The organism is Peribacillus simplex NBRC 15720 = DSM 1321, assembly GCF_002243645.1.
GTDB lineage: Bacteria > Bacillota > Bacilli > Bacillales > DSM-1321 > Peribacillus > Peribacillus simplex.
Genome location: NZ_CP017704.1, coordinates 3,446,983 through 3,473,293, shown reverse-complemented (window position 1 = coordinate 3,473,293; position 26,311 = coordinate 3,446,983). Strand labels below are relative to the sequence as shown.

Below are 26,311 nucleotides of genomic sequence, written 5' to 3'. Positions count from 1 at the left end.
TCATGCTCTAAGCTCATGTTTTCCTCCTTAAAATAAGTTCCTCGTTAGATCTAATATTAGTATTCCTTATGGAACTATCCTGCCCAGTTAGTTGCATAAAGAAAAAGCTGCCTTATAGACAGCTCCGATCATCAGCTAAAGCATCTGTTAGTTTAACAAGGTTTAAATTATCCCTGACGTAATATCTTTTGAACCATTCTCGGTTGATGTTTTTCAAAACCTTTTATCAGCCACCGATAATGGCAGCTGATAAATTTTAATATTTAGATATCATATCGACTTTTAAATTCAAAAATCTCATCAACCGCTTGGTGATATCCACCCGATTTTTGAAAGGATTCCCTTATATTTGAAACAGCTTTATGGAAAGATGGGTCGTTTAACACATGATCTGCGGCCTCACGTAGTTGATTTGTAGTCAAGCTTTGCATTTGTAATCTAATACCGGCTCCGATATTGGCAACTTGGTGAGCAATAATCGGTTGATCCGCGCTTTGTGGGATTACAATTAGCGGAACCCCGTAGTAGAGACCCTCATTGGTACTATTCATTCCACCATGTGTGATAAATAATTTGGTGTATTTTAGCACTTCCGTTTGTGGAACATATTTTTTTACAATGAAGTTTTGGGGGATCTCTCCTAAATCAATTAGTGGGGTTTGTTGACCGATCGACATTACAACCGTGTGATTGCTATTTCCAAATGCTTCAAAACAAAGCTTATAAAAATCAACAGCACGGTTAAAAACTGTCCCGAGTGAAATGTAAATGGGACTTTTTCCTTTGATAGCAGCAAGGTCAAAGTTATCCTGTTTTAATCGTGAAGAGATGGATGGACCTACAAATTTGTAAGTTTGGTCGAATGCTTCTCCAAAAGGTTGAAACTCCCTAGTTGTATAAACGATTGAAAGTGGTGCAGGATTACAAAAAACTTCGTAAGGAGAATGGATCTCCACATCATATTTTTCCTTCACCATTACCGTCAGTCTTTGAAATTCATCGTATATAGGTTTAACTATTTCTGTAGGAATTTCTTTAGAAAGCTGTTCCAGTATTTTATCGAATGATGCATTTGTCTGCGCAAAAGAAGTACAAGAATTGATTGCGGGAAGTTTAAGGATTTGGGCAAGTAAACGTCCACAACCAAACATGGAATCATGGATGATGTAATCAAAATGTTCTCCTTTGATCTGTTCAAGAACGCTAGGTATGACGATATCTACCGTACGTAAAAGACCGTTGATTCTTTCGAGTAAATAATTTCTTCCACCTGAGAGAAAAGCTTTTATAAATTTTTCACCGTCAATTGTTCGTACAGTAGCTCCCGTCTTCTCAATACGTTCTCGAAAAGCTTCTATCGTAAAGTACACTACCTCTTCTCCACGCGAAATAAGCTCTTGCACAACTCCAATAGTTGGATTGATATGTCCTTCTGACCCACCATTAATAAATAAAACACGTGCCATTTTATCACTCCTTAGGTAATTCTGTAAGAGTATGGTCACTGTCCCATACCCTTCCCAACTCAAATAATTTAAATTTATCATAGTACAATACTTGAAAACCTCAAACTCCTAATCACCCTTGTAATCTAAAATTAATATCGTTTAGGTACCATTCTTCTTCAAATAAAGGGCCAGATTGTTCTTTTTCTTTTTTACTTATGTACAGATGATAGTCTTTTTAGGTATGAATTGCTTGAGCAGATAAAATGATTAAATCTTTCAAAACTTAAAATCTTCGCTTCAAAAACTACAAATTCAACCTTAGCCTAATCAAAAAAAAGACCGAAATTAAACGGTCTTTGTTTGTAAGGTATTGTTTGAAGATGGTGCACGCACCGTTTCTGCTTTTTTACAATCGCTTATTTTTCTTCCTCTGTGATGTTTTTATTTATTTGGTTATCTCAATCCTGTGCACCTAGTCCAAGCCTTTTGAGTAGATTCGCTAACTGTATTTTTTCCTCATTACTTATAAAAGACAAATTTTTAGTTATGACTTCAACGTGTTGGGGAAAGATTTCTTTAAATAAACTTTGTCCTTTGTCAGTTAGAACTACGTTTGAAGCTCGGCGGTCTGTTGGACTTGGCTCCCTTTTAACGAATTCTTTTTTTTCAAGTTTATCCACAACGTAAGTGATGCTCCCACTTGGAATAGACAATTTTTCACTAATTTTTTGAATGGAGTGGGGTCCCTTATTATAAAGAAGTTCCAGAATCATAAAATTCTCTGAACTAATCCCGTGTCTTTCAATATCTTTAACGACATGACCAAAAATAGTTTTACTTGCCTTAAGCCAGATACGGAAAAGACGTAGATCAATCTGGCTTTGTTCATCTCCTTGATACATTCACCGAACCTCCTATTACAACTAACTTTTGAAATTACAATTGGTTATTTTGGTTTTCTGTATAAAGGATAATCAACTTCAGTCGGAACTTCAATTAGGAAGATTCTAAAGTCTTTATCTAATGCTTGAATTGTTACTTCTCCGCCCTGTCCTGATTGAACGATGGCAAAATCTTTTTCTGCTACACGAGTGGGTTCATTCGTGTCTAATGAAAATGCTCCATCGCCTCTGATGGCTAAACCAGCTAATATACGATCCGATGAAATGCCATGAGTATATACTGTTCCCTTTGGAATGATTACATCCCACATCGAAGCATCTGTCACGATTTTCATTGACGAATCATTTCCCAGTAATGTTTTTATTTTCACACCATCTTTATCCGTTATAGAAAAATCATTGGAGTCGTATTGTGAATAAGACGGTGTACGTTTTACAGCCTGACTTAAATGCGGTTCAAACCAGATTTGAAAGATTTCCGATGGTTCTTTTAATGCTTCTGCATGATACACACCGGAGCCTGTTTGCATGAGCTGGGTTCCCCCTTCTTCTACAACACTTTCCGTACCAAGTGTATCCCGATGATAAGCTTTACCCTTTATCACATAGGTGATGATTTCAAAACCTTGATGTGGGTGCAGCCCAATTTCTGCATGTTCTTGAGAATGCCCCCAAGCCCAGTAAAATAATGGTCCTAGTCGATTTATTAGAGACCCTTCTCCAGAAAAGCCAATCGGTTTTTGCTCTTTTATTTTTCCATCATCAAACTGCCCGTGTGCTTGATCTTCTGGTTTAATAATTTTAATTTCCATTTTTAACCCTCCTATAGGTCAATTGGCTATTTATCCAAGCAAAGCTCCGAAATTTATAAGTAGAACCACTAATCCAAGAATGAATAAAATGATCGGCATCATCATTTGTTTTACAGTATCTTTCATTTTAATATGAGTAAAAACGGCACCAATCATCGTTATTACAATGAATAATCCTCCCCATGCAGCTAAACTCTCATTCCAAATACCTGCGATGACCAATACCGCTGAAACGACTTCTGCCATACCTGTAAACACTCTAAACCATCCTGGATACCCATAATGCTTAAACCCTTCCACCATTTGCTTTGATCCGAACTTCATAAATCCAAACATTAGGAATCCCAATCCTAATATAACTTGAAGAATAATTGACAATACACTCATTATTTCTCTCCCCTTTTTCCATTTATTTCACTATTTTTTATCCTATAATTATTTATCCTAACAATAGGATAAATATAGCCTAACATTAGGATATGTTTCATGTCAACAAAAATACCAATTTAGTTATTCAGTTGTTGTTTTACTATTCATGATTATTTTCATTAAACTAACCTGCCCCTTTTACTCCACAAAAAAAAGGCTGCCGCAGCAACCCCTGTTATTGAAGTAATGGACCTGTTAATATAACCCCCGCTTAAATTAACCTTTCATTATCTAACAATTCCTCCTCATCACTTAACATATTGATAAATTTCATTAAAGACGCAGGTGCATACTTACCTTTTCGATAAATGAATACTGTTTTGACTTTTCCGTTTTGATTCGGAATTGAATGTTGTCTAAGGCCGTCTTGTTCATGCTTTGCAATAACACTTTGTGGAAGCATACTTATACCTAGACCAGCTGCGACACAACCGATGATCCCATCTAAAGTGCCAAATTCCATTATCTTATTTGGTATTATCTTCTCTTGTTTTAACCATAGTTCAAACTTTTCCCGATAAGCACATCCTGCATGAAAGACAAGCAGCGTCCTTGTTTGAATATCTTCGATAGAAGATATAGGAGGATGAACTGTATCTGTAATGAGAATTAGTTCCTCTTCGAATACTTCTTTCTGAATGAGATCGGGGTGATTAATGGGTCCAGCCACAAAAGCTCCGTCCAATTCATTCTGAAGGACTGCTTGAATATTTTGTTCAGTAGAGCCTGTTTTTAAAGTTAAATCTACCTCCGGAAAACCTTTATGATACTTTGAAAACAAGACTGGTAAGCGAACTGCTGCGGTTGTTTCCATTGAACCAATATTTAACGGACCTCTAGGTGTTTGATCATCATTCATCATATTTTTGGTTTCTTCTATGAGGTCGAATATTTTTTCTGTATATGTTAGCAACATGCTTCCTTTGTCAGTTAATGCAGTGCCGCGATTATGTCTATAAAAAAGAGTTGTTTGAAGATCCGATTCCAACTGCTGTATTTTCATCGTGATATTTGACTGTGCATATTGAAGTTCCCTTGCTGCTTGAGAAATGCTCCCCATCTTAGCAACACTCTGGAAAATTTTTAATGAATGCAAATCCAAAATAATCTCTCCTTGGTTGATTTATCTTTTAGCCATCATTAAAAGTGATACCAAATATAAATTTTAAGTATTATACCATATAGCAAAGAAAAGATATGCTTATAATATCCTACATTTCAATTGGACACTCTAAAACCATTTTATTTTGAGGGGAGATACACAAAATGCCATTATTACGTTTTGATTTGGTAGAAGGAAGAAGCGAAGAAACGTTAAAAAAATTATTGGATTCGGCTCACCATGCGATGGTGGAAGCTTTCCAAGTACCTGAAAGTGATCGTTATCAAATAGTTCATCAGCACCCGCCACATGAGCTAATAATCGAGGATACCGGACTGGGGTTTAAAAGAAGCAGAGACCTAGTGATCATTAGTATAGTAAGTAAAAAAAGAACTGAAAAACAGAAAGAAACCTTATACTCACTTCTTGCTCATAAACTTGAATCGGACTGTGGGATTTCTCCACAGGACTTGATGGTTTCTATAACAGAAAACAGCGATGCTGACTGGAGTTTTGGACGAGGGGAAGCACAGTTTCTAACAGGTTCATTATAGCTATAAAGGTATGCTTAACGTATACAATTTCATTGGAGGAGAATCTTTGAAGAATCAAACTTATCTTTTTTTAATAGGGGGAATATTTTCTTTAATCATTGCTATGGGGATTGGAAGATTTGCATATACTCCCATCCTTCCCCTTATGCAAAAAGAACTTTCTTTATCAAATACAGTTGCTGGTTATATAGCATCCAGTAATTACGCAGGATATTTGCTTGGAGCAATTTTAGCAGGTGCCATTCCTTTTAAGAAGTATAGAACCATTTTGTTAAGAATAAGTCTAATCATCAGTATCTTAACCACTGCCCTAATGGGTCTCTCATACTCTCATTTACTTTGGAATGGACTTCGCTTTCTATCAGGGTTTGCCAGTGCGTTTGTGTTGGTCTTAGCCTCCGGTATCGTGTTAGATAAACTTGCAACTATAAGAAAAACCAGTTGGTCGGGGATTTTTTATGGGGGAGTAGGTTTGGGAATCTTTTTATCCAGTCTAATGATTCCGAGTTTAAACCATTTATTTCGGTGGGAAGGAACATGGATAGGATTAGCTGTTGTAAGTGGAATTCTTGCGATCTTTGTATGGATCTGGCTCGATGAAACCCCTAACGTTGTCGAGAAGAAAAGTAAACAAGCTATGATTGTAAAGGTGCCCCCCGCTAAATGGCTTATATGGTTGATTATTGCGTATGGTTTAGAAGGATTGGGTTACATTGTTACCGGAACGTTTATCGTATCCATCGCTGAAAAGACCACATACTTTCATGATGGTGCTACCTTAGTTTGGATGATGGTGGGATTGGCTGCGATTCCATCGTGTCTCATCTGGTCTTTACTAGCTAAAAAATGGGGATTCATTAAATCTTTAGTGCTTGCAATGGCTCTGCAATCCTTGGGTATTGCGATGCCAGCCTTTTGGATGTCAAAAACTAGTTTTGTCATAAGTGCTTTATTATTTGGAGCCACGTTTATGGGTATCACCACCCTTGCTACAACATTGGGACGGGAAATGAATCCATCTGATAGCAGTCGGACTATTGGCATTTTGACCGCTATTTATGCTATTGGACAGTTGATAGGACCAACCCTTGCTGGAGTTTTATCATCACTCACACATGATTTTAATGCTGCTTTTATTGGCGCAGCAAGTGTTGTCTTCTTTGGGGCAATTTTGCTTTCAAGTGGGATTCATTTCGAGATCAACCCTAACGTTCATCCATCCAATATAAAAAAAACAGAAGAGAATTAATTGGGATTAAAATACAAAATTAGGGGAGTCGCTGATGTTAAATAATGGAATGATGAAGCATTTGAAGATTAAGAATCCTATTATACAAGCTCCTATGGCTGGCGGGATCACCACTTCGAATTTAGTAGCCGAGGTATCCAATGCTGGGGGACTTGGAATGATCGGAGCAGGCTATCAGACACCAATACAAATAAGAGAGCAGATTAGAGAAATCAAGCAGTTAACTTCAAACCCTTTTGGCATCAATCTATTCGTGCCAAACGAATTTAACGTAACGCCTGACGCAGTCCAATCAGCTAACCAGCTTTTACACACCATTCGTAAGCAATTAAATTTAGAACAAACAGACAGCATGGACATTCCTGAGTATAAAAAAATTTATGAAAGCTTCATTGAACAAGTTAAGGTTGTCATTGAAGAGAATGTATCTATTTGTTCCTTTACATTTGGTATTCCTCCTAAGGAAGTGATGGATGAATTAAAACAGCATAACATCACTCTTATAGGAACAGCTACAACGGTAAGGGAAGCCGTTGAAAATGAAAAAGCGGGAATGGATATGGTTGTTATGCAAGGCAGTGAAGCTGGCGGGCATCGCGGGAACTTTATTGATGGTCATCAGGAGAGCCTAGTAGGTTTAATGTCACTTATTCCGCAGGCTGTTGACAATGTAAGCATACCTGTTATTGCTGCAGGAGGAATTATGGATGGAAGAGGATTAATGGCTTCACTCTTCTTAGGAGCACAAGGTGTACAAATGGGTACAGCTTTCTTGACTTGTATAGAAAGTGGGGCACATAAGGTACATAAAGAAGCCATTTTGAATGCTGATGAAGACCAGACAACCTTTACTCGTGCCTTTTCTGGTAAATGGGCAAGAGGTATTAAAAACAAATTTATTGCAGATATGCTGGAGCATGAATTGCTTGTACCAGATTTTCCTGTTCAAAACCTATTAACTCAAGTAATTAGAAAAACGTGCAGTGGACAAAATAATCAAGATTTCATGTCACTCTGGTCTGGACAAAGTCCAAGATTAGCCAAGAGTCAAACCGTTGAAAGGTTAATGAAAGATATTATGTCTGAAGCTAATATAAATTTACATTTGTTGAGGCAGCAGCTCACTGCTCTTTAATAAATCTAATGTTGCCATTCGTACTATAAGGTCACCAGATATTCCTGGTGACAATTTTTTGTATCGTTTTTCTATAATAGTAGCAAGTGGAGAAGTTAATACTTTTTAGCTCTTCACTGCCCAAATAGTTCCATAAAGAATAAGCTGCCTTAAAGACAGCTCTGATCTTCAGCTAACGCACCCGATTGTTTACGTACATTTTTTCACATACTAAATAAAAAGAATCGTTTTCTCATAAGAAAAACGACTCTTTTGGTAAACATGGCAACAAATTGACCAACGTTGTCTCCATGCAATTACTTTTTATATATTTCGAGAATCCGATACTACTTCCTTCACTTACAGTTTCGCTTATAGTACCCCATTTATAACCAAACTTCTTATATACTGGTCTGCACATTTTGAATTGCCAAGCCATATTTTTTGAAATACCTTTTATCTATCTGGGGCTCTATCACCTCATCGACTAATTGATTTTTTCTTAAATAAATCAATTTACTCAATATCAAAATGACTAGATTCTCTTTTTAATATCCTCCCTTATTGATTCAATGATAGTACCTGATAAATTTGCTGGAAGAGATGAACCATCCTCCAAAACCCATGTATTAATTATTTCAAGATCTGCTTTTTTTAAAGTAATGCTATATTCTTTATAATTGTGAGTAAAATCAGCTGTAACCGATTCTTCACCATCAAACTCGTCATCAATAATCATATTTTTTATTTCATATGGCTTCACTTTGTAATCTCCTTTTTATCATTCTTGTATATAGAATTGACCTTATATGATTGTTTATTCATTTTTTTCAACCAGCCGCCCAAATCAAAATCTTTTCCATTTCCCTCTTCAGTGAATACAGCGAAAATTTTATAGAGGGATTTATTTTTATTTTCTTTATTAAACTATCCTGCCCCTCCATCTCCACAAAAAAAGGCTGCCGCAGCAACCCCTTTTATTTACGCACAATGTCTAATCCAATGATTTTTCTAATGCCATATTAACAGCTTCAATGGCATGGATTACAGCTGTATCAAATAATGGCACTTCTGAATCCTCTGGTTTAACTAGTAATCCAATTTCGGTGCAGCCTAATATTATTCCTTCCGCTCCATCATCAACTAACCCCTTGATAACCTTTTTGTAATAATCCCTCGATGATTCTTGAATTTCCCCTAAACATAATTCTTCATAAATTACTTTATTGATGACTTTTCTATCCTGATCATTTGGTATTAAAACCTTGATTCCATTGGACTCAATTCGTGTTTTATAAAAGTCTTGCTCCATCGTATATTTAGTGCCAAGTAAACCAACCGTACTGATTTTGGACTTTTGAATTTGTTTAGCTGTTGAATCAGCAATGTGTAAAATCGGTAAACTGACTTTTTCTTCAATATACCCGACCACTTTATGCATCGTATTTGTACAAATTACAATCATTTCGGCACCTGCCTTTTCCAAAGACAGAGCTACATCGCCTAATAATTCACCAGAGCTTTCCCAATCTCCGTCAGCTTGGTAGCGTTCGATTTCTTCAAAATCGACGCTATATAAAATGCACTTGGCTGAATGCAATCCTCCCAATTTGGTTTTTACTTCTTCGTTGATGATTCGATAATATTCTAACGATGACTCCCAACTCATTCCGCCAATAAGGCCGATAGTTTTCATGAATGTTCCCCCTTTTCCTTTGAAAATAGCTTACTTATCAGTCGAAAAACTCCATATGTGTTTTTTCTTGTTTGTAGTAATCCATTCTATCTTTTAAAGAACCTGTATGAAACTCAAACTTATGACCATCTGGATCAGTGAAATAAATGGACTTCTTATCTTTTTCATCTCTTGGACGACCTGACAAGATGTTTACATTCAATTCCATTAGTTTCTCGTACATGTTCATAAAGTCAGCTTCTTCTATGGAAAAAGCTATATGTGTGTATGATTGGCTTATTTCATTACGGGGAATATCTTTTTCTACATTCAAGGCAATCCATATTCCATTCAAATCAAAATAGGCTGTGTTTCTCCCCTTAACCAACAATTTTGCATCAAAAACATTTTGATAAAATTCAATGGAACTCTCTAAGTTAGAAACGGAAAATAAAAAGTGATTCAAACCTTTTATAGACACATTACCACCTCATATTAAGATTGCTTTTTTTTCGCCATTAGACGCTTATAGAGAGGATACCCGAACATGTAATACCCTGAAAATGACAGCAGTATTAAGGATAAACCGGTCATTGTGAGGATAGTGTATCTATACCAATCGCCAAAGAACGATCCATCATGCAAAGTAATGAGGAAAGTCGAGTAATCTGGATTTGTGGATAACACTTTTCCCGTACTCACATCTATTTGAACACCTTGACCGTTATTAAAGCGCACCTGGTACACATTTGCACTTGGTCTATATTCAATTCTAAATATATCTTCAACCGAGTCCGCACCTGGAAGATCCTGAGACGTAGCAATGGACACGACCTTCTCCATAGGAATCGCTTGATCTGGACTCGCCTCTTTCCCCGTCCTTAACTCATCAGCCACTCCGAGTGGTATCATATAAACAAGCACGAGGCCTGTGACTGCGATGAACATAAAAAAAACGGATAAAATTAGTCCAGTCCACTTATGTACTTTTCGGCTTAATTGATACAATTTTACAGATTTCGACATTGTTCCATCACATCCCATGACTATTTTTCAACATAAATTTTTCTTCATAACCACCCTATCTTCATTTACAACATAATAATTTTTTAGATAAAATGCTTCTGCAAGCCCGTCATTAGCAGTTAATAAATATAGACTTTTAATCTCTCTCTTCATTAGTTCATCTTCTAAAGAATGAAGCACTTTTGAGCCATGCCCTTTACCTTGCATTTCATTATTCACACAAAGTTCTGCCAAATAATAAGTTAAACCTTGATAAGACACCTTACTATTTCCAGCAATGAAACCAACTGGATTGTGATCAATATGAAATAAAAAGCCAAGAAATTTAGGCGTATGCAATAAGTCTGAAAGTCTCTCTTTAGCCGTTTCATATGTCCATCTTTCATTCCATGGTTCACTATTAAAAACTTTCATATAGAGTTCGATACATAGCTCCAAATTCTCCGACGTCAGTGGTACCATTTCTGTCATATTTATGTTTCCTTTCTATTTTCATTAAAAAATTATATATTAATCCAAATTATATCTTATCTTTGTTGAACTATCCTGTCCCTATAGGACCATAAAAGAAGAGCTGCCTAAGAAGAAGAAAATCACAAAAAATACCAGACAACTACAAAATCATGGAGGGGAATCCAATGAGCAGATTAGATAATTATGAGATTCTAGATCAACTGAAATACATTGATGGCATTACCATTATAGATAATAAAGGGACAATCTTATTTACAATCAAATTTAATCCTATATTTCACTCTGAAATTCTCGAACGAGAGGAAATATTAGGAGAAAGCTTATTTTCTGTATTTCCTACGTTAAATGAAAAATCGAGTACGTTATTAAATGCACTGAAAACAGGTCGCCCTATTTTTAAAGGCAAGCAAGAAATTGTTGATTTTATGGGACGGAAAATTGAAACCACAAATATTTCTTTACCAATCAGGGCCCATGGGAAAATTATTGGTGCAATTGAATTATCGAAAGAAAGAAGTAAAGAAGATTCAATTCCTAATAATGCAATCGAGATAAATTCGGAAATGTTTAAAGGTGATAAACGATTACTGGAAAATATACGGCCAGAACGAGCAAAATATACGTTAAAAGATATTATTACTGATAATGAACAAATGAAGAATTTAAAGAGTTTAACTGAAAAAATCGCTAAAGGAAGCTCCCCCGTCTTTATATATGGTGAAACAGGAACAGGAAAAGAATTATTTGCTCAATCACTGCATAATGCCAGTAATCGTGCAGAAAAGCCTTTCATTGCGCAAAACTGTGCTGCCATTCCGGAAGCCTTAATTGAAAGTATTTTGTTCGGGACTATAAAAGGAAGTTTTACAGGGGCAGAAAATAATCCGGGTTTATTTGAAATAGCGGAAGGAGGAACCATTTTCCTGGATGAGATTAACTCAATGCCAATTCATCTCCAGTCCAAGTTATTAAGAGTATTGCAGGACGGGTATATTCGAAGATTAGGAGATAGAAATATTAGAAAAGTTGATGTACGAATAATCACGGCTTCCAATAAACGCCCTGAAGATTGTGTAAAGGATAAAGATATGCGGCTTGATTTATATTACAGATTGTGTGTAATGACGCTCAATATTCCGCCATTACGTGAACGGATAAATGATATTAAGCCTTTATTGGATTTTTTCATCTCTAAATATAATGTGCTGCTGCACAAAAATATTACCAACGTATCGAAAGAGGTATATGACTTTCTCTTGAGGTACAGCTGGCCAGGGAATGTACGGGAGTTGGAACATATTGTTGAATTTGCGATCAATCAAATAGATGAATGGGAAGATACACTTCAAATGAAAGATATTGAAGAGCGTGTGAAAAATTTCATTAGACATAGTGAAGAAGAATTTCAGATTGAACCATTAAAAGATGCTGTTGCCAGATTAGAAAAGATAATGATCGAAAAAGCGATCCATCAAACAAAAAACAACGTATCACAAGCAGCTAAATTACTCGAAATCCCAAGACAGACTCTGCAAAATAAGATCAGATTGTACGAAATAGTGCCCAAAAGCTAACAATGGACAAATAAACGATGTAGAAAGTGCCCAAAATATAACATCCATTGCTTAAATATTAACAATTTAATCATTCTCATTATCTGAAATCGACATTTTCATAACGGGAAACTCTTATTTTTCTGCATAAAACAGCGGAAAATGATGAGTTCTCTTGGCATACTTCTTGCTAAGTTTACAGATGTAGCACAAAGCATTTCATTTCTATAAAAAATAGGAAGAAGGGGTATAGTTATGAAAATTGGTATGCCAAGGGAAATCAAAGCTGGAGAAGATCGCGTTGTATTTACGCCAATAGAAGCTGCTGAGTTAGTTGGAGATGGGCATTGCGTGTTAATCGAGACAGAAGCTGGTTTGAAAGCTGGCTTCACTGATGAGGAGTATCTTGAAGTAGGCGCACAAATCAGACTGACCATGGACGAAATATATAAGGAAGCTGACTTTATTGTGAAAGTTAAGGAAATTTCACCTGAAGAATATGAGCTGTTAAGGGAAAATCAAATGATCTTCGCCTGCCTTCATCCGGCTTCAAACAGAGAAGAAGTGGACGTATTAATTAAGAAAAAAGTGATTGCACTTACGGCAGAAGATTCCCATAGATACGGTTCCCCGAATTGTGAAGTTGCAGGCAAATTAGGAGCTTTAATGGGAGCTTATCATTTGCTTAGTATAAATGGAGGAAACGGACAGCTTATATGCGGAATTGGCGGCGCATCGGGAGCGAATGTCTTGGTGCTTGGAGCTGGAATTGTTGGAAAAGCAGCTACAGAAATTGTTTCCGCCTTAGGTGCTGACGTCACCCTGATGGACATTAATATTGGTGCATTAAGGCATTGCCAAGAAATTTTCCCTAAAAATGTAAACACAATGATTTCCAATCAACAAAGTATTAAGAAAGTCCTTCAAGATATAGACTTAGTCATTAATTGTGTTAAATGGCCAAAACATAGAAAAGATCATTTAATTACTAGAGATATGTTAAAGATCATGAAAAAAGGTTCAGTGATTGTAGACATCAGTGCGGATGTAGGCGGGGCAATTGAAACCTATAAACCGACAACACATGCAGACCCCACTTATGTGTTAGATGGCGTAGTTCATTACGGAGTCGATAATATACCAGGAGCTGCACCACATACTGCCTCTAAAGCCTATGCTGCATCCGTTTTACCTCATATCCGGTCTATCGCGAACAACGGTGTAGCGGAGGCATGTAGGAGAGATGGGTACTTAAGAAGAAGCTTAACCGTATATAAAGGCATTCTTACACATGAAGAAACGTGTGTCGTTCAAGGCAGAGAATTTACATTTCCGGAAGAAGCACTGGGTTTAACGGCTCGCAATGATCTCGATTTTGTACCTAATGCTACAACTACAAAATTACCGATGAAAATGAGTTAGCACATCAACTATTTAAAAAGAAAGAAGTGTTAAGGGGGGAGAAAAGTCCATGAATGAAGTTGAAAATAAGGTTTCACTCAAGGTGGCATTGCTGACTATTCTTGTATTAATAACGGTTTTATCAATCGGCAACGGCATTTTGAAACTGCCTACTGATATAGTATTTATTGTCGCAACCATCGCCATTTCCATCGTTCTATTAACCCAGGGATTTAAAGGCAAGGAACTGCAAGAATACTTTGTTGATGGTTGTAAGAAATCATTGCTTGTCGTGTTGATTTTAATGAGTGTGGGAATGGTCATTGGTTCCTGGATTGTCTCGGGAATCGTTCCCACCATTATTTTTTATGGGCTAAAATTATTGTCTCCCACCGTGTTTTTAGTATCAGGTTTTCTAATATTATGTGTTACGTCCTTTTTTATCGGCAGCGCTTATGCATCAGCAGGTACACTTGGAGTCGCATTTATGGGCATTGGCTATGGAATGGGAATACCACCGGCATTAACAGCAGGCATGGTTGTATCAGGGGCCATATTTGGAAATAAAATCTCGCCATTTGCCGACACTACAAACTTGGCAGTAGCTGTTACGGGAGTCGAACTCACGAGCCATATTCGGTCCATGCTTTATTCCGTTCTCCCAATACTGGTCATCAGTACTATCTTGTATGGAATTCAAGGAATGAAGTTTTCCCATAATTCGCTGGATGTGACCAAAATAGATTTAATTACAGATACGTTGTCTAAACACTTTGTGATTAGTCCCTTTTTGCTGCTAGTACCGGTTTTAACGATTTTATTAGCTGCAAAGAAAGTTCCTCCATTAATTGCCTTGTTAATATCAGCATTAGGCGGGGTGGTTGCTGCTGCCTTAATTCAAACAAATTATGATATAAACACCATTTTCACCGCATTATCTAAAGGATTCCAAATACAGACCGGGGTGGAACAAGTCGACAACTTACTTAATAGAGGCGGTATAGCAAACATGATGCCGACTGTTACTCTATCAATTTTAATTCTCGGTTTTGGAGAGATACTACAAAGAACAGGTATTGTAAGTGCTATTTTAGGCAGCATTAAGAATACAATCAAAAGTGCACGGAGTCTTGTTTTAACAACCTTATTCTCAGGATTAGTTACAGATATGCTTACAGCAAGTCAGTATATGTCCATTATATTGCCTGGTCAAATGTTTAAATCCGCTTATAAAAAACATAACGTATCGCTAACCGTTCTTTCCAGAACGTTAGAAGATGGAGGAACCATGTTTTCCTATCTCGTTCCTTGGTCGTTAACAGCCATTTATTTATCAGGGGTATTAGGAGTCTCGACTTTGGATTTTTTCCCTTATGCTTATCAAGCCGTCTTAACACCCATTCTTGCCATAATCTACGCAATAACAGGATTTGCAATATTTAAAGAAAAAGGAAATGTGAACGAGGATAAAGAACATCTGGAAGAAAAATCGTTTATGCAGAAAAAGATAAGCAATGAATAAAAAACACTTTAGCTGACAGTCCCGCCTTAGTGGATTCTATGAAAAAAAGGTCGACCAGATTTTTACTGGTCGACCTTTTTTCCATTGTCAGTCCTCGTAACTTGATAACTGTTTCATGAATAAAACTCTATCTTGATTGGGTCCGTCATAGTCAGTGTGGACTGAAACACCATCAATTAATTTATCTCCCTCTTCAATTTCAAATCCCATCTTGGTATGATAGGCAATTGAAGATTTGTTGACAGGTGACGTTACACAACGGACAACATTGCGGCCATTTTCATTTACTACATTAAAAAATTGTTTGTATAAATGTCTTCCGATATCATTTTTTCTGTATTCAGGATGTACTCCGACAAAGTGAATATATGCCTCATCAGATTGAGATTGAGATAGAATCCCTATTAGGAAACCGACTATTTCCCCTTCCTTTTCGGCTATGAAACTTGTATTTGTAAAATGATCAAAGAATAATTTCGGTAACATATCAGACATTTGCCTTCCTCCCCACCACTCATTGATTAGTGGAGATATTGCATAGTAATCTGACCCTTTCACTGAACGAATTTCCATCCTTCTCCCCCTTTAATGATGTAACAGTCCATTTAACTAATTTTATCATTAAGGTCATTTTCACGTAATTCATTCTATAACTATCCTGGCCCGATGCATAAAGAAAGAGCTGCCTTAAAGGCAGCTCCTATCTTCACTTCATAATAACTGCAATAATCCCTATAATAATACACAGAATTCCACTCAAAAATTGCCCTAATCCTGAAGCTTCTCCCATTAGCATTAAATTGAATATGTTTTTACTTTTTCGGTTTTTCCCAAATAAGCCATCATCTGTTTTCATACGATAAATACCCCAAACTATTAAAACAGCCCCAAAAATAAATAATACATTAAGCATTTATGTTCCTCCGTTGTTTGTTTAATATGTTCATCTTTGTGAAATGTATTATTTGTCATCCTCATCAAAAATAAAAGTTTCTTCAATTGATAAATTAAAAACTGAAGCTATTTTATACGCAAGTAACACAGATGGATTATACTTTTGTTTTTCTAATGAGATGATCGTTCTAGAAGATACACTTACTTTATCAGCTAATTCTTGTTGCGTTATTCCATATTCTATTCGCAATTCTTTTACTCTATTTTTCATAAATCCTCCGAATTAAAGGAAATGATTGTAATACTTTCTAGACCCAATTTGGCTAATTATTAATGAGACTAAGACAACAAATAATACAGTATTTGTTGGGATAACGACATAATTAGTTATAAACATAAGAATAAAAATTTCGCACATCAGAATTTGCAAGGAAAAGCGAGCAACTTTCCCATCAATTAAAGCATCTCTTTCGTCGTACTCCTTCGATAGTTCCTTTTCTAGTGATTTATTCTTACCGGATGTTATGTAAGAAATTGTTGAGTACAACAAAATTATCCCACCTAGGAATACTATGATATAGCCAAAATTAAATCTTTGTGATGTATCGAGAATTATTTGAATGATTCCCAATATTATTATCACCGTTGAGACTAAAAAACGCTGTATGAATAGATTTTTCAATCATACCTCTCCTAACCAACTTATTCACCTGGGGGTGAAGTTTTCTTCACATGAAGTTAACTTCATGTGAAGTTGATTTCATGTTAATCTGTTTCAAAACAAATGTCAAGGGTAAATACTGATTCAACAACTTTCAACTAACCTGCCCCGATGCATAAAGAAAAAGCTGCCTTAAAGGCAGCTCTGATCTTTGCTAATGTACCTGTTATTTTAACAAGGGGACATCCTTTATTTAAATACCTCGTCTATTTCATTTCTGTCGTAATCTAATAACCAGTCGTTGTATTTATCATAAACATCTCTTATTGTTTCGGGCGAAGTCGCCAATAAATCACAACCCCTGTCATCATAAACGTGAAATATAGTTTTCCTGTTGATGTTTATAAAATAGACTCTATTAAAAATACTTGGCCTTATTCCCATATCTTGATTGCAGATTGCTTTTAACATATGAATGTATTTGAAGTCAGACGCTTTACATTTTAATGTAAATCTATGTGTTTTATAGGTTCCTTCTTCATCATCGTCATGAAAAGTTGTCTTTTGGTTTAACCGGTATAAGATCGACTTCTCTTTAATATACCGTGAAAAAGTATTTGATTTATGTTTAAAACCATCTGCATAATCGTTTACGTCAACTACGATATAAATATCATCGTTATGAGAATGCAAGGACTTGAATAAAGTGATAGCCCTTTTATATACTCCTTGTAAATAGGGGCTATTTTCATAAGCATAATCACTATCATAGTCCACACCTAATTCAAACCGGATACCAGTTTTCCAACTATAAAACAAGGGTGGTCTAAGTTCTAAGTTTGGAAAATTCTCATTCATAAAATCGTTTAAAAGCATGTTTGCACCTCGTTAAGTTCCTTTATTATACCTTTCCATGTTAACATGCCCCTTAAGTTGCATTAAAAAAAGAGTTGCCAAAACAACTCCCAGACTGTAGACAAACTAGATGAAAATCGAGTTTGTCTACAGATTCTTTATGGTTTGTACAATTTAGACGCTGATTTCCATTCCAGGCACTCGCTTTCCGCGGGCGGTCCGCCCTCGGCGCCCTTTGCTCCTGCGGGGTCTCCCTTAGACGCGCTTTTCCCGCAAGAGTCTCGCACCTTCCTCTCCAATCAACTTTGTTATAAAATTTAGAAATCATACCTGAGGAGTTGAAGGTATTGCTTTGGTTTAGTTGGTTCGGGAACATCATTTGATGTTACCTATTTTCTGAGATTTTTCGTTTCATTAAAACCTCATTTTCGTACATATCTCCCCAATCTCGCATTAGGTAAATAATAGGTTTTAATGTTTCCCCAAAGGCAGTAAGGGAATATTCAACTTTTGGAGGAATCTCCCGATATATTTCACGATGTACAATACCATCCTGTTCCAATTCTCGAAGTTGTAACGTTATCATACGTTTTGTTGTATAGGGCATAAGTCTCCCTAATTCGTTAAAACGTTTAGGGCCGGAAATTAAGTTATATAATATGATCCCTTTCCATTTGCCTCCTATCACATCTACTGTAACTGCAACAGGACAAGCAGTGGTATCAGGACACTTTTCCGTTTTAAAGTCCTTCATATCGACACCCCAATCTTTTTAAGTATCAAATTGTATACTATATTACAAATTTTATCCTATTCAACAAAAATGTGCGTACTTTTAATTTTATATTATATAAAGTATCATTGATTTTGCAAGTAAAGACTAAACATTCACTCTTTTCATACTATTCATCATTAAAGATGTTACTAAAAAATCGGATTAATGTCTCCGGTGTATTCATCCTTAACATGAATAGGTGATGAGACATTTCCCCATAAAATAAATAGGAGTGACTAAAGTGAAATCACAAGTTATTCAATCTTTTGGTGATCCAAATGTATTTCAATTTAAAGAGATTTCAAAACCTGAACTAAAACCTGGACATGTACTTATTCAAGTCAAGGCTACAAGTGTAAATCCTATTGATACGAAAGTCCGTGCTGGTGCAGTTCCAGCCGTTGCCCCCGAGTTCCCAGCAGTATTACATGGGGATGTTGCAGGTTTGGTATCTGCAGTGGGTGAAGGAGTAACTGAGTTTAAAGTTGGCGATGAAGTGTTTGGATGCGCGGGTGGTTTTAAAGGGACTGGCGGTGCACTTGCAGAATATATGCTAGCAGACGTTGATTTACTGGCTCACAAACCGAAAAATTTGACGATGGAAGAAGCCGCAGCTTTACCTTTAGTTGCCATTACCGCATGGGAAGCATTATTTAATCGGGCAAATCTTGTCCCTGGACAAGATATACTGATCCATGCTGCAACCGGCGGTGTTGGACACATTGCCATTCAACTGGCCAAATGGGGAGGCGCGACAGTCTATACAACTGCCTCTTCGCAAGAGAAGCTGGAGATTGGCACGCGCCTTGGTGCAGATGTAACTATTAATTATCGAGAAGAAAGCGTTCACGACTATGTACAAAAATATACAGACGGAAAAGGTTTTGACGTTGTGTTTGACACGGTAGGTGGTGAAAACCTTGATCGCTCTTTTGAGGCGGCTGCGGTACATGGAACGGTAGCAGCCATTGCTGCCCGTTCGACTCATGACCTCTCCCCAGTGCATTCAAAAGGACTTTCTCTACATGTAACCTTTATGTTGTTGAAGATATTAAACAAGGACATGCATAAGCATTATGGAGAAATTTTGAAGAAGGTTGCTAGTTTGGTTGAGGAAGAGCAGCTGCGTCCGCTTTTGGATTCAAACATTTTTACGTTTGATGAAGTCTCAAAAGCCCATGAGTACATGGAGTCAGGCGAGGCCATAGGAAAAATTGTTTTGAAAAATAATTGGTAATATTTGAAATGCCTATTTAAAAGCAGACGGTACCGTCTGCTTTTATTTTTAATTACCGTAAAAACCAATAAGGGCATAGTCAATTCAATTTCTTTTTCGGTTCTAAGATCATACTTTAGACCTCAAGAAAAAAATTCATCTTGAACTAGCCTGCCCCAATGCATAAAAAAAAGAGCTGACCTAAAGACAGCTCTTTTCTTTACTAACTATTTATGAACATTTTCAAATTTGGCATTAAGAATACTGGCAAATCCTACTGAACCTCATTACATAACCGACCGATATTCTCGACTTCAACAACGACCTCATCCCCCGACTTGATCGGGCAGCTGCCAGATGGTGAACCCGTGGCCAAAATGTCACCTGGCTCAAGTGTCATTACCTGCGAAAGCCAGCTGATTAGATACGGAATGCTTAGAGACATTTCATTGGTATTCCCGTCTTGGACAACGCGGCCGTTTAAAGTGGTCACAATCCGCAAATTTGTAGGATCTACCCCGGTAACGATGCACGGCCCCAAAGGTCCGAACGTATCAAATCCTTTGCCCCGCGTAAACTGTGGATCTTTTTTTGTAAGATCTCTTGCTGTGACGTCATTAAATATCGTGCAACCAAACACATAATCAAGCGCATCTTCTTCTTTAATGTTTTTTCCGCGCTTTCCAATCACCAGTGCAACTTCCCCTTCAAGCTCTACTTGGTTGGATAGATCATTTGGAGGAAGGATAATTTTCTCCTTGTCTGGAATAAGCGCAGATAATGGCTTTAAAAATAGAAATGGTTCTATAAGGTTTGCCTCTCCCCCTGTTTCCTTCGCATGACCTGCATATGTCCAGCCGAAATTAACCACTTTCGAAGGTTTTACAGGTTCCAAAATTTTCACGTCACTATATTTCAGCTCTACCCCGTCATACTTTATTTCCTTGTTGACAAGTTCAGCAAAACTGCTAGACAGTTGTAATATCATCTCATCCTCAACAATACCGTAATGTATTTTGCCCTGTTGATTCTGATAGCGAACTATTTTTTGTGTTTTTTGTAGCACATGCATTATGAATAAACTCCTTTGATGATTAAGATTACCTCAGATAATATAAAATCCGGTTCTCCTATACTATAACATGCCTGTTCTTTTACGTGAAAAAAGAGCTCCCGTCACAACTCCATCTTCAGCTAAACCGACCTTTAGTTCAATAAGATTAAATTATTTAACTATGTATTTTATGGAACCTACAATTTATTTATAATTTTATCTGTGTATTGCCTTATATAGGCTGCAATAAATATTCCGATTGGTAGTCCTAGTAATACATTCCCCATGAAATGTTTACTTAATTTTATAAATACAATTACAACTAATACACCCGAAACCAAGCCAATTAACTTGTATAATACTTTCTTCACAAATCTACCCTATTACATTCAAAGACTTGGTGCTTATTGATTATCTCAAAATATCAAAACTTTTGTACTGGTAATTCGTCCCTTATTCAGCTAACCTGCCTCGTTAGTGCATAAGAAAAAGGCTGCCTCAGCAACCTGCCTTCTTGAAGTAAATCACCTGTTAGATTAAGTGGATAACTTCACATTTAACCCTGATCTTTCGCTCCTGATAAGGGAGCATAAAAGTATGTATTGAGCTTTTATGTATCTGTACTTATTTCCTCCCATTCTTGATCCATATAATTTACTAGCCAATTAAGAGTGTAGTGTCTTTCATATACAACGCCTTCATCTAGAGATGATGGAACTTCCAAATGATTTATTTGAGCTTCTCGTACCGCCCAATGTGCTCTATAAATAAAATCAAGACTATCTAATATATCACTGGTTGGTTTTAAAGTGGATTTATCAAGCAACTCTTGTTTAGAATGAAGAAAAACCGTCTCAAAAACATATTCAGCATTACACGTATCGGCCGGAACATCTATATCGGGTATTAGATTTACAGACCAAAGCAGAAGCCAAATACATTCTAACTTCCAAGAGTACTGGATCAGCTCGTTCTGATTCAGATGTTTTTTCATTAAAAACTTTTGTTCTTCTTCTGTGAACAATTCATTAGCATTATATCTTTCAATAAATTCGTCAATTTTTTCTGGCGGTGCCTCCATGGCTTTAGCTGAGACTATCGCTAATGAAATAATTCTGTTTATTATCTCTTCCTTTGTTCTAAGAGAAACTTCTTCTTCATTTTCCGTTAAGGGTAAATGTTTATTTATTGGTACCTTTAGGGTCTTTAATATTTTTTCGGATTTTTTTTTCCTATTTTTCGTACTTTTCATACCGCACCTCACTATTAGGTAATCCCGTTATCTTTAAAACTACTATTAGAAAAACTTTCCACTCACCATTTTTTATTGTAACATTCTTCTCAACTTTCCTGCGCCTTTAGTTGCATAAAGAAAAAGCTGCCTTAAGACAGCCCGATTACTCAGCTAAGGCACCCATTAGTTCTTTTATTCCCCAAAAATAAAAATAGTGCCAACTTCTCTTTAATAGAAATCAGCACTTCAGTTATTCGCTATACGTTATCGTGCCGCTTTAGGCGGTTGGCACACATCACATTTACGTTGGTTATTATTTTTAAATTTCTTAAATGTTTTTTCAAAATTGCTACCACATGTACATTTAAATAGTAACTTTTGAGAAAAACCGTGATATTCCGTCGTTAATAACTTACTTTCCGAATTGTTCTCAACAAATTCTTTAATTTTACCAATCGTCCATTGTTTATTCATTCTCTTACACCTCCATATTTTATCGTTATGCGGAGGCTTTTCTTGGCATCCGTTCAAAAATAGTAATTATCGTAAGTTATTCATTATAACATGAGCTGGCACTCAATTAAACAATGGAAGGCATCTTATTAACTAACCTGCCATGTTAGTTCCATTAAGAAAAAGCTGCCTAAAAGATAGCTCTGATCCTCAGCTAACGCACCCGTTAGTTCATTAAGACATACGAATTATTGTAAGCCAGCTTTATATGCGTATATGTAAACCTAAAAGGTCATAATTATCACTTCCGATAATTATGACCTTTTAGGTAACGACAAAGAGAGGGTACCCAAGGGAGTGACCTCACTATTATGTGGGGCTCTGACCCTTTGAGAAAGCCTCTCATTCTTAAACAGTTTTACTTAGTTTCAGATTCATTTTTGCCCATATCTTCAGCTAATTGTTCAAATGACCTGACCTTACCATGTGGATTCTGCGATTGTTTACGATCTTTCCATTGGCGTTCTTGTTGTTGCTTAGATTGAGTCATCTAAATAAGCTCCTTTACATAAAGTTCAGTAAACAGTTTGAAGCATGAGAAGCCTCCACTTTGTACTCGGTGCAGGCATCACTTATCATGAGTTCGAGTCTGGCAGGTATTAATTAATGCATGCCTTTCCACTCACCTTGATTTTTAGATGCTTTTTCTTTTTTTGCTTTATTTTTATGTGCTTGATTAGCGTTTGCACTGCCAAATTCTTGAGAGAATTCTGAATCAGTTTTGCTTGAATCAAATCCTTGTTTGTTCTTTTGGTCTGCATCATTTTTCTTTGTTCGTTTTGCCATGGATACCCCTCCTTCTTATCTTTAGTATGAGATCAGAAAGAAGAAATATACCCCGAATTAATACCGATAGTAACATGAATCTGTCATGTAATTCAGGTAAAAAAACAAAGTGAATAATAAGTTCCAGTTCGGTTATTTTATAAGTTATTTATCGCAGCGGCTGACTATTAATATGGCTAATCCCATAATGGTGTACTTACCCTAACTGGCGTTTAAATACTTTACTGGCGAAGAAGTAAGCGATGACCATGATGCCGACGCACCAGGCAAGTGCGATCCAGATATCGTTGCCAACAGACCCTTCATACAAGATGGCACGAATCGCATTCACGATTGAAGTCACGGGCTGGTTCTCAGCGAACGCACGGACAATTTTAGGCATGGTTTCGGTGGGGACAAAGGCAGAACTGATAAACGGCAGGAAAATCAGCGGGTACGAGTAGGCTGTCGCCCCTTCCATAGACCCTGCTGTCAATCCGGGAATGATCGCCAGCCATGTCAGCGCCAGCGTAAACAGCCCGAGTATCCCAGCTACCGCAAGCCAATCCAGGATATTAGCGCTGGAACGGAAGCCCATCAAGAGCGCGACGAGTATAACCACGACGACAGTAAGCGCATTGGATACAAGCGAGGTCAACACGTGAGCCCACAATACCGACGAGCGCTTGATGGGCATGGTAATGAAACGGGCCATCAGCCCGCTCTTTACATCCGTAAACAGCCGCACGGAAGTGTAAGCGACGCCGGATGCGATAGCCATCAGCAAGATTCCCGGCAATAAATAATTGACGTAGTTGTCCGTGCCTGCCTCTATGGCGCCGCCAAATACGTAGACAAACAGCAGCAGCATCATAATCGGCGTAATTGCCACCGTGATAATTGTATCCGGGCTGCGCATGATGTTGCGCATTAAACGCCCTAGTAATACCCCTGTTTTGCTATTCATTTACATCTCCTCCTTTTTGCCGATGATCGCGAGGAAAATTTCCTCCAATGTCGGCTGCTTCTCGATGTACTCCACTTTCGCTGGCGGGAACATCTCCTTGAGTTCGGTAAGGGTCCCGGTCGAGATGATTTTTCCGCCATGCAGGATGGCGATACGGTCCGCCAGTTGTTCGGCTTCCTCCAGGTACTGGGTCGTCAGCAAGATTGTCGTGCCGCCGCCGGCAAGCTCCTTGACGGTATCCCAGACTTCAATCCGCGCTTCGGGGTCGAGCCCTGTCGTCGGTTCGTCGAGAAAAATGACTGCTGGCGTCCCGATCAGGCTCATGGCGATGTCAAGCCGGCGCTTCATCCCGCCGGAATATTTATCCGCCCGGCGGTTGGCCGCATCGGTCAGGCTGAATCTCGCAAGCAGATTGTCGGCGACTTGAGCGGGATTGGAAACTCCCCGCAACTTGGCGATCATCAGCAGGTTTTCCCGCCCGGTGAGCATGCCGTCTAAAGCTGCAAACTGCCCTGTCAGGCTGATGCTCTGGCGAACATGATCCGGTTGACGCTGGACGTCAAAGCCGCATATACCTACTTCGCCGCCATCGGCCTTCATCAGAGTCGAGAGGATGTTGACCGTCGTCGTCTTACCCGCTCCATTTGAGCCCAGCAGTGCGAAAATTTCGCCACGCCGTACCTCAAAATCCACCCCCTTTAAGACTTCATTGTCTTTAAAGGATTTTTTTAACCCTTTTACAGAAATCGCTGCATTACTCATACTTTTTTCCTCCTTTTAATAGCGCAGCAAAGCCGCTTGTAAGATTCGTAATTATCCTTCCGAGCGCCTAGCGGAACTATATTGCCTATTCTCTTCTATTTAGTCTGACTGATAATCTGTATAACTTATTACCGGGTTAAAAATATAACTGAATAGCGAAGGTGGCAATTCACATTTGTAACCAGCTATTCAGTCGGCATTATTTATTGAATTTATTTTTTCCCAATCGCTTCATGATACTGTCATTCAAATCTTCACGATACTTGGCGAAATAGGTTTTAGCATTTGCCACTAGTTCGTCAGCAAAGGACGCCACGTCGTCCCCAGTGATTTCCAGCACTTGTCTACCTTCCGCCGCACCGGCTTCGAACAACTCGATTAATTCATACTGCATGTGCAGCATATCCATCCCGTTGCCCGCTGAGAAATTCCACATGTAATTTTGAATTTTCTTAAATACAAACTGGTAGTCCTCTGGCAGGGCTTCAACCCGTGCCATCATCATTTTATACTCTTTTTTATCACCAATCATTTTTTTGAACAATTCCATCATGTTATTTTTCCTCCTTTTTTATAAAGCTGAACAAGACACTCCAAGAATAGCGTACGGAATATCTTATGAAGCTAGATTGACTTTAAGACATTGATTTTTGATGATACAAAATCCCATTTTTTCCAAAACAATTCAAGTTCCTGGCGGCCAGCCTCATTAAGTGAGTAAAACTTGCGGGGCGGCCCCATATCTGACGGTTTCTTCTCTATGTTCACCAGGTTTTTCTTTTCTAATCGCACGAGGATGGTGTAGACCGTCCCTTCCACGACTTCAGTAAACCCAAGCTCGTTCAGGCGGCGGGTAATCTCGTAGCCATAGGTTTCATGGCGGCTGATGATTTCCAGCACGCAGCCTTCCAGCGAACCCTTCAGCATTTCAGTTAAATTTTCCATGTTCAGAGCCTCCTCTATTTTGTGACTTATATTATAACGTAGTTCCGAGGGGAATTTTTACTGAATAGCTTTTGGGAAATCACGCTATTTAGTATTACTTATTACACCTAAACTGTAACACTGAGTAGCAGAGGTGTCAACTTTTTCTTAAAAATATTTTTGCAACTTCACTATTCAGTGCTATTGGTATCAAATGTTACTTACTACATGGTATGCTGTAACACGTAGTAGGGTGACTGTCAAATTGATTTTTTAATTTTTTTTAAAAACCAGCTATCTCCATTGGATACAGCCGATTTTCTTTATGGAGCTTTTACTTCCAACTATGCTTCTTTCACAATGATTACACCGCGGATCACTCCCATCCAGCAGCTGTACATGTAGGTTCCCGGTTTCTATGGTGTGAAAA

General features: G+C 37.7%; 32 protein-coding genes. 7 read left to right on the top strand and 25 right to left on the bottom strand.

All coding sequences use genetic code 11. The annotated features are described in order from the left end of the window. Nucleotides 1-263: 263 nt before the first annotated feature. From BS1321_RS16735 to BS1321_RS16715, 5 genes are all read right to left on the bottom strand, one after another. A complete protein-coding gene (locus BS1321_RS16735) occupies nt 264-1,466 on the bottom strand; it encodes a macrolide family glycosyltransferase (protein WP_063235850.1) in 1,203 nt (400 codons plus the stop codon). Between the two features lie 440 nt (nt 1,467-1,906). Beyond that, complete coding sequence (locus BS1321_RS16730; protein WP_063235849.1) at nt 1,907-2,350, bottom strand: MarR family winged helix-turn-helix transcriptional regulator; 444 nt, start codon at nt 2,348-2,350, stop codon at nt 1,907-1,909. 44 nt (nt 2,351-2,394) lie between these two features. Then, nucleotides 2,395-3,162 (bottom strand): pirin family protein, encoded by a 768-nt coding sequence (locus BS1321_RS16725; protein WP_063235848.1) that lies wholly within the window; start codon nt 3,160-3,162, stop codon nt 2,395-2,397. Nucleotides 3,163-3,192: 30 nt separating this feature from the next. Continuing rightward, nucleotides 3,193-3,549: a DoxX family protein gene (locus tag BS1321_RS16720; protein ID WP_069981781.1), complete on the bottom strand. Its 357-nt coding sequence runs from the start codon at nt 3,547-3,549 to the stop codon at nt 3,193-3,195. 253 nt (nt 3,550-3,802) lie between these two features. Then, entirely contained in the window at nt 3,803-4,693 is an 891-nt protein-coding gene (locus BS1321_RS16715; protein WP_063235847.1) for a LysR family transcriptional regulator, read from the bottom strand. A 164-nt stretch (nt 4,694-4,857) separates the two neighbouring features. Here BS1321_RS16715 and BS1321_RS16710 point away from each other — a divergent pair, with 164 nt between their 5' ends. From BS1321_RS16710 to BS1321_RS16700, 3 genes are read left to right on the top strand one after another with little or no spacing between them, the layout of a single operon-like run. Then, nucleotides 4,858-5,247 carry a tautomerase family protein gene (locus BS1321_RS16710; protein WP_063235846.1) on the top strand — a complete coding sequence of 130 codons (390 nt, stop codon included), beginning with the start codon at nt 4,858-4,860 and terminating at the stop codon, nt 5,245-5,247. A gap of 46 nt (nt 5,248-5,293) precedes the next feature. Beyond that, nucleotides 5,294-6,496 (top strand): YbfB/YjiJ family MFS transporter, encoded by a 1,203-nt coding sequence (locus tag BS1321_RS16705; RefSeq protein ID WP_094246624.1) that lies wholly within the window; start codon nt 5,294-5,296, stop codon nt 6,494-6,496. A gap of 34 nt (nt 6,497-6,530) precedes the next feature. After that, nucleotides 6,531-7,631 carry an NAD(P)H-dependent flavin oxidoreductase gene (locus BS1321_RS16700; protein WP_063235844.1) on the top strand — a complete coding sequence of 367 codons (1,101 nt, stop codon included), beginning with the start codon at nt 6,531-6,533 and terminating at the stop codon, nt 7,629-7,631. Nucleotides 7,632-8,145: 514 nt separating this feature from the next. On the opposite strand, the gene BS1321_RS16695 is transcribed toward BS1321_RS16700, so the two are convergent. The 5 genes from BS1321_RS16695 to BS1321_RS16675 all read right to left on the bottom strand — a co-directional run bounded on the left by BS1321_RS16695 (nt 8,146) and on the right by BS1321_RS16675 (nt 10,782). Continuing rightward, nucleotides 8,146-8,373 (bottom strand): hypothetical protein, encoded by a 228-nt coding sequence (locus BS1321_RS16695; RefSeq protein WP_063235843.1) that lies wholly within the window; start codon nt 8,371-8,373, stop codon nt 8,146-8,148. 231 nt (nt 8,374-8,604) lie between these two features. Further along, nucleotides 8,605-9,306, bottom strand: a complete 702-nt coding sequence (locus BS1321_RS16690; protein WP_063235842.1) for an aspartate/glutamate racemase family protein — start codon at nt 9,304-9,306, stop codon at nt 8,605-8,607. Nucleotides 9,307-9,343: 37 nt separating this feature from the next. Next, nucleotides 9,344-9,766: a FosM family fosfomycin resistance protein gene (fosM, locus tag BS1321_RS16685; RefSeq protein ID WP_063235841.1), complete on the bottom strand. Its 423-nt coding sequence runs from the start codon at nt 9,764-9,766 to the stop codon at nt 9,344-9,346. 14 nt (nt 9,767-9,780) lie between these two features. Further along, nucleotides 9,781-10,311, bottom strand: coding sequence for a PepSY-associated TM helix domain-containing protein (locus BS1321_RS16680; protein ID WP_063235840.1), 531 nt, complete (start codon nt 10,309-10,311; stop codon nt 9,781-9,783). A gap of 27 nt (nt 10,312-10,338) precedes the next feature. Next, on the bottom strand, nt 10,339-10,782 hold the full coding sequence (locus BS1321_RS16675) for a GNAT family N-acetyltransferase (protein WP_063235839.1): 444 nt from the start codon (nt 10,780-10,782) through the stop codon (nt 10,339-10,341). Between the two features lie 167 nt (nt 10,783-10,949). Here BS1321_RS16675 and BS1321_RS16670 point away from each other — a divergent pair, with 167 nt between their 5' ends. From BS1321_RS16670 to nhaC, 3 genes are all read left to right on the top strand, one after another. Next, nucleotides 10,950-12,359: a sigma-54 interaction domain-containing protein gene (locus tag BS1321_RS16670; RefSeq protein ID WP_063235838.1), complete on the top strand. Its 1,410-nt coding sequence runs from the start codon at nt 10,950-10,952 to the stop codon at nt 12,357-12,359. Between the two features lie 234 nt (nt 12,360-12,593). Next, entirely contained in the window at nt 12,594-13,760 is a 1,167-nt protein-coding gene (locus BS1321_RS16665) for an alanine dehydrogenase (protein WP_063235837.1), read from the top strand. 49 nt (nt 13,761-13,809) lie between these two features. Beyond that, a complete protein-coding gene (gene nhaC / locus BS1321_RS16660) occupies nt 13,810-15,261 on the top strand; it encodes a Na+/H+ antiporter NhaC (protein ID WP_063235836.1) in 1,452 nt (483 codons plus the stop codon). Nucleotides 15,262-15,348: 87 nt separating this feature from the next. Here the strand turns inward: nhaC and BS1321_RS16655 are convergent, their stop codons facing one another. From BS1321_RS16655 to BS1321_RS16625, 6 genes are all read right to left on the bottom strand, one after another. Further along, nucleotides 15,349-15,834, bottom strand: coding sequence for a GNAT family N-acetyltransferase (locus BS1321_RS16655; protein WP_063235835.1), 486 nt, complete (start codon nt 15,832-15,834; stop codon nt 15,349-15,351). Nucleotides 15,835-15,967: 133 nt separating this feature from the next. Beyond that, nucleotides 15,968-16,174, bottom strand: coding sequence for a hypothetical protein (locus BS1321_RS16650; protein ID WP_063235834.1), 207 nt, complete (start codon nt 16,172-16,174; stop codon nt 15,968-15,970). Nucleotides 16,175-16,222: 48 nt separating this feature from the next. Continuing rightward, nucleotides 16,223-16,426, bottom strand: coding sequence for a helix-turn-helix transcriptional regulator (locus BS1321_RS16645; RefSeq protein WP_063235833.1), 204 nt, complete (start codon nt 16,424-16,426; stop codon nt 16,223-16,225). A 12-nt stretch (nt 16,427-16,438) separates the two neighbouring features. Further along, the gene (locus BS1321_RS28915) at nt 16,439-16,798 is read right to left on the bottom strand and encodes a DUF2178 domain-containing protein (protein WP_473743245.1); all 360 of its coding nucleotides are present in this window, start codon (nt 16,796-16,798) and stop codon (nt 16,439-16,441) included. Nucleotides 16,799-17,065: 267 nt separating this feature from the next. Further along, entirely contained in the window at nt 17,066-17,692 is a 627-nt protein-coding gene (locus BS1321_RS16635; protein WP_232522701.1) for a DUF3885 domain-containing protein, read from the bottom strand. Between the two features lie 364 nt (nt 17,693-18,056). Further along, nucleotides 18,057-18,425 (bottom strand): winged helix-turn-helix transcriptional regulator, encoded by a 369-nt coding sequence (locus tag BS1321_RS16625; protein ID WP_063235830.1) that lies wholly within the window; start codon nt 18,423-18,425, stop codon nt 18,057-18,059. Nucleotides 18,426-18,687: 262 nt separating this feature from the next. Between BS1321_RS16625 and BS1321_RS16620 the strand changes: the two genes are divergently transcribed. Then, nucleotides 18,688-19,683, top strand: a complete 996-nt coding sequence (locus BS1321_RS16620) for a zinc-dependent alcohol dehydrogenase family protein (protein WP_063235829.1) — start codon at nt 18,688-18,690, stop codon at nt 19,681-19,683. 253 nt (nt 19,684-19,936) lie between these two features. Here the strand turns inward: BS1321_RS16620 and BS1321_RS16615 are convergent, their stop codons facing one another. The 9 genes from BS1321_RS16615 to BS1321_RS16580 form a co-directional block, all read right to left on the bottom strand. Continuing rightward, nucleotides 19,937-20,734, bottom strand: coding sequence for a fumarylacetoacetate hydrolase family protein (locus BS1321_RS16615; RefSeq protein ID WP_063235828.1), 798 nt, complete (start codon nt 20,732-20,734; stop codon nt 19,937-19,939). A gap of 592 nt (nt 20,735-21,326) precedes the next feature. Continuing rightward, nucleotides 21,327-21,968, bottom strand: coding sequence for a DUF4272 domain-containing protein (locus tag BS1321_RS16610; protein ID WP_063235827.1), 642 nt, complete (start codon nt 21,966-21,968; stop codon nt 21,327-21,329). Between the two features lie 246 nt (nt 21,969-22,214). Beyond that, nucleotides 22,215-22,424: a hypothetical protein gene (locus BS1321_RS16605; protein WP_063235826.1), complete on the bottom strand. Its 210-nt coding sequence runs from the start codon at nt 22,422-22,424 to the stop codon at nt 22,215-22,217. Between the two features lie 397 nt (nt 22,425-22,821). Further along, a complete protein-coding gene (locus tag BS1321_RS28205; protein ID WP_221408210.1) occupies nt 22,822-22,953 on the bottom strand; it encodes a DUF6254 family protein in 132 nt (43 codons plus the stop codon). A 113-nt stretch (nt 22,954-23,066) separates the two neighbouring features. Then, the gene (locus tag BS1321_RS16600) at nt 23,067-23,249 is read right to left on the bottom strand and encodes a hypothetical protein (RefSeq protein ID WP_056524041.1); all 183 of its coding nucleotides are present in this window, start codon (nt 23,247-23,249) and stop codon (nt 23,067-23,069) included. Between the two features lie 196 nt (nt 23,250-23,445). Further along, on the bottom strand, nt 23,446-24,195 hold the full coding sequence (locus tag BS1321_RS16595; RefSeq protein ID WP_063235825.1) for an ABC transporter permease: 750 nt from the start codon (nt 24,193-24,195) through the stop codon (nt 23,446-23,448). After that, the gene (locus BS1321_RS16590; RefSeq protein ID WP_063235824.1) at nt 24,196-24,957 is read right to left on the bottom strand and encodes an ABC transporter ATP-binding protein; all 762 of its coding nucleotides are present in this window, start codon (nt 24,955-24,957) and stop codon (nt 24,196-24,198) included. Nucleotides 24,958-25,156: 199 nt separating this feature from the next. Beyond that, complete coding sequence (locus BS1321_RS16585; RefSeq protein WP_063235823.1) at nt 25,157-25,510, bottom strand: DUF1048 domain-containing protein; 354 nt, start codon at nt 25,508-25,510, stop codon at nt 25,157-25,159. A 71-nt stretch (nt 25,511-25,581) separates the two neighbouring features. Beyond that, the gene (locus BS1321_RS16580) at nt 25,582-25,902 is read right to left on the bottom strand and encodes a PadR family transcriptional regulator (protein ID WP_063235822.1); all 321 of its coding nucleotides are present in this window, start codon (nt 25,900-25,902) and stop codon (nt 25,582-25,584) included. Between the last annotated feature and the right edge of the window lie 409 nt (nt 25,903-26,311).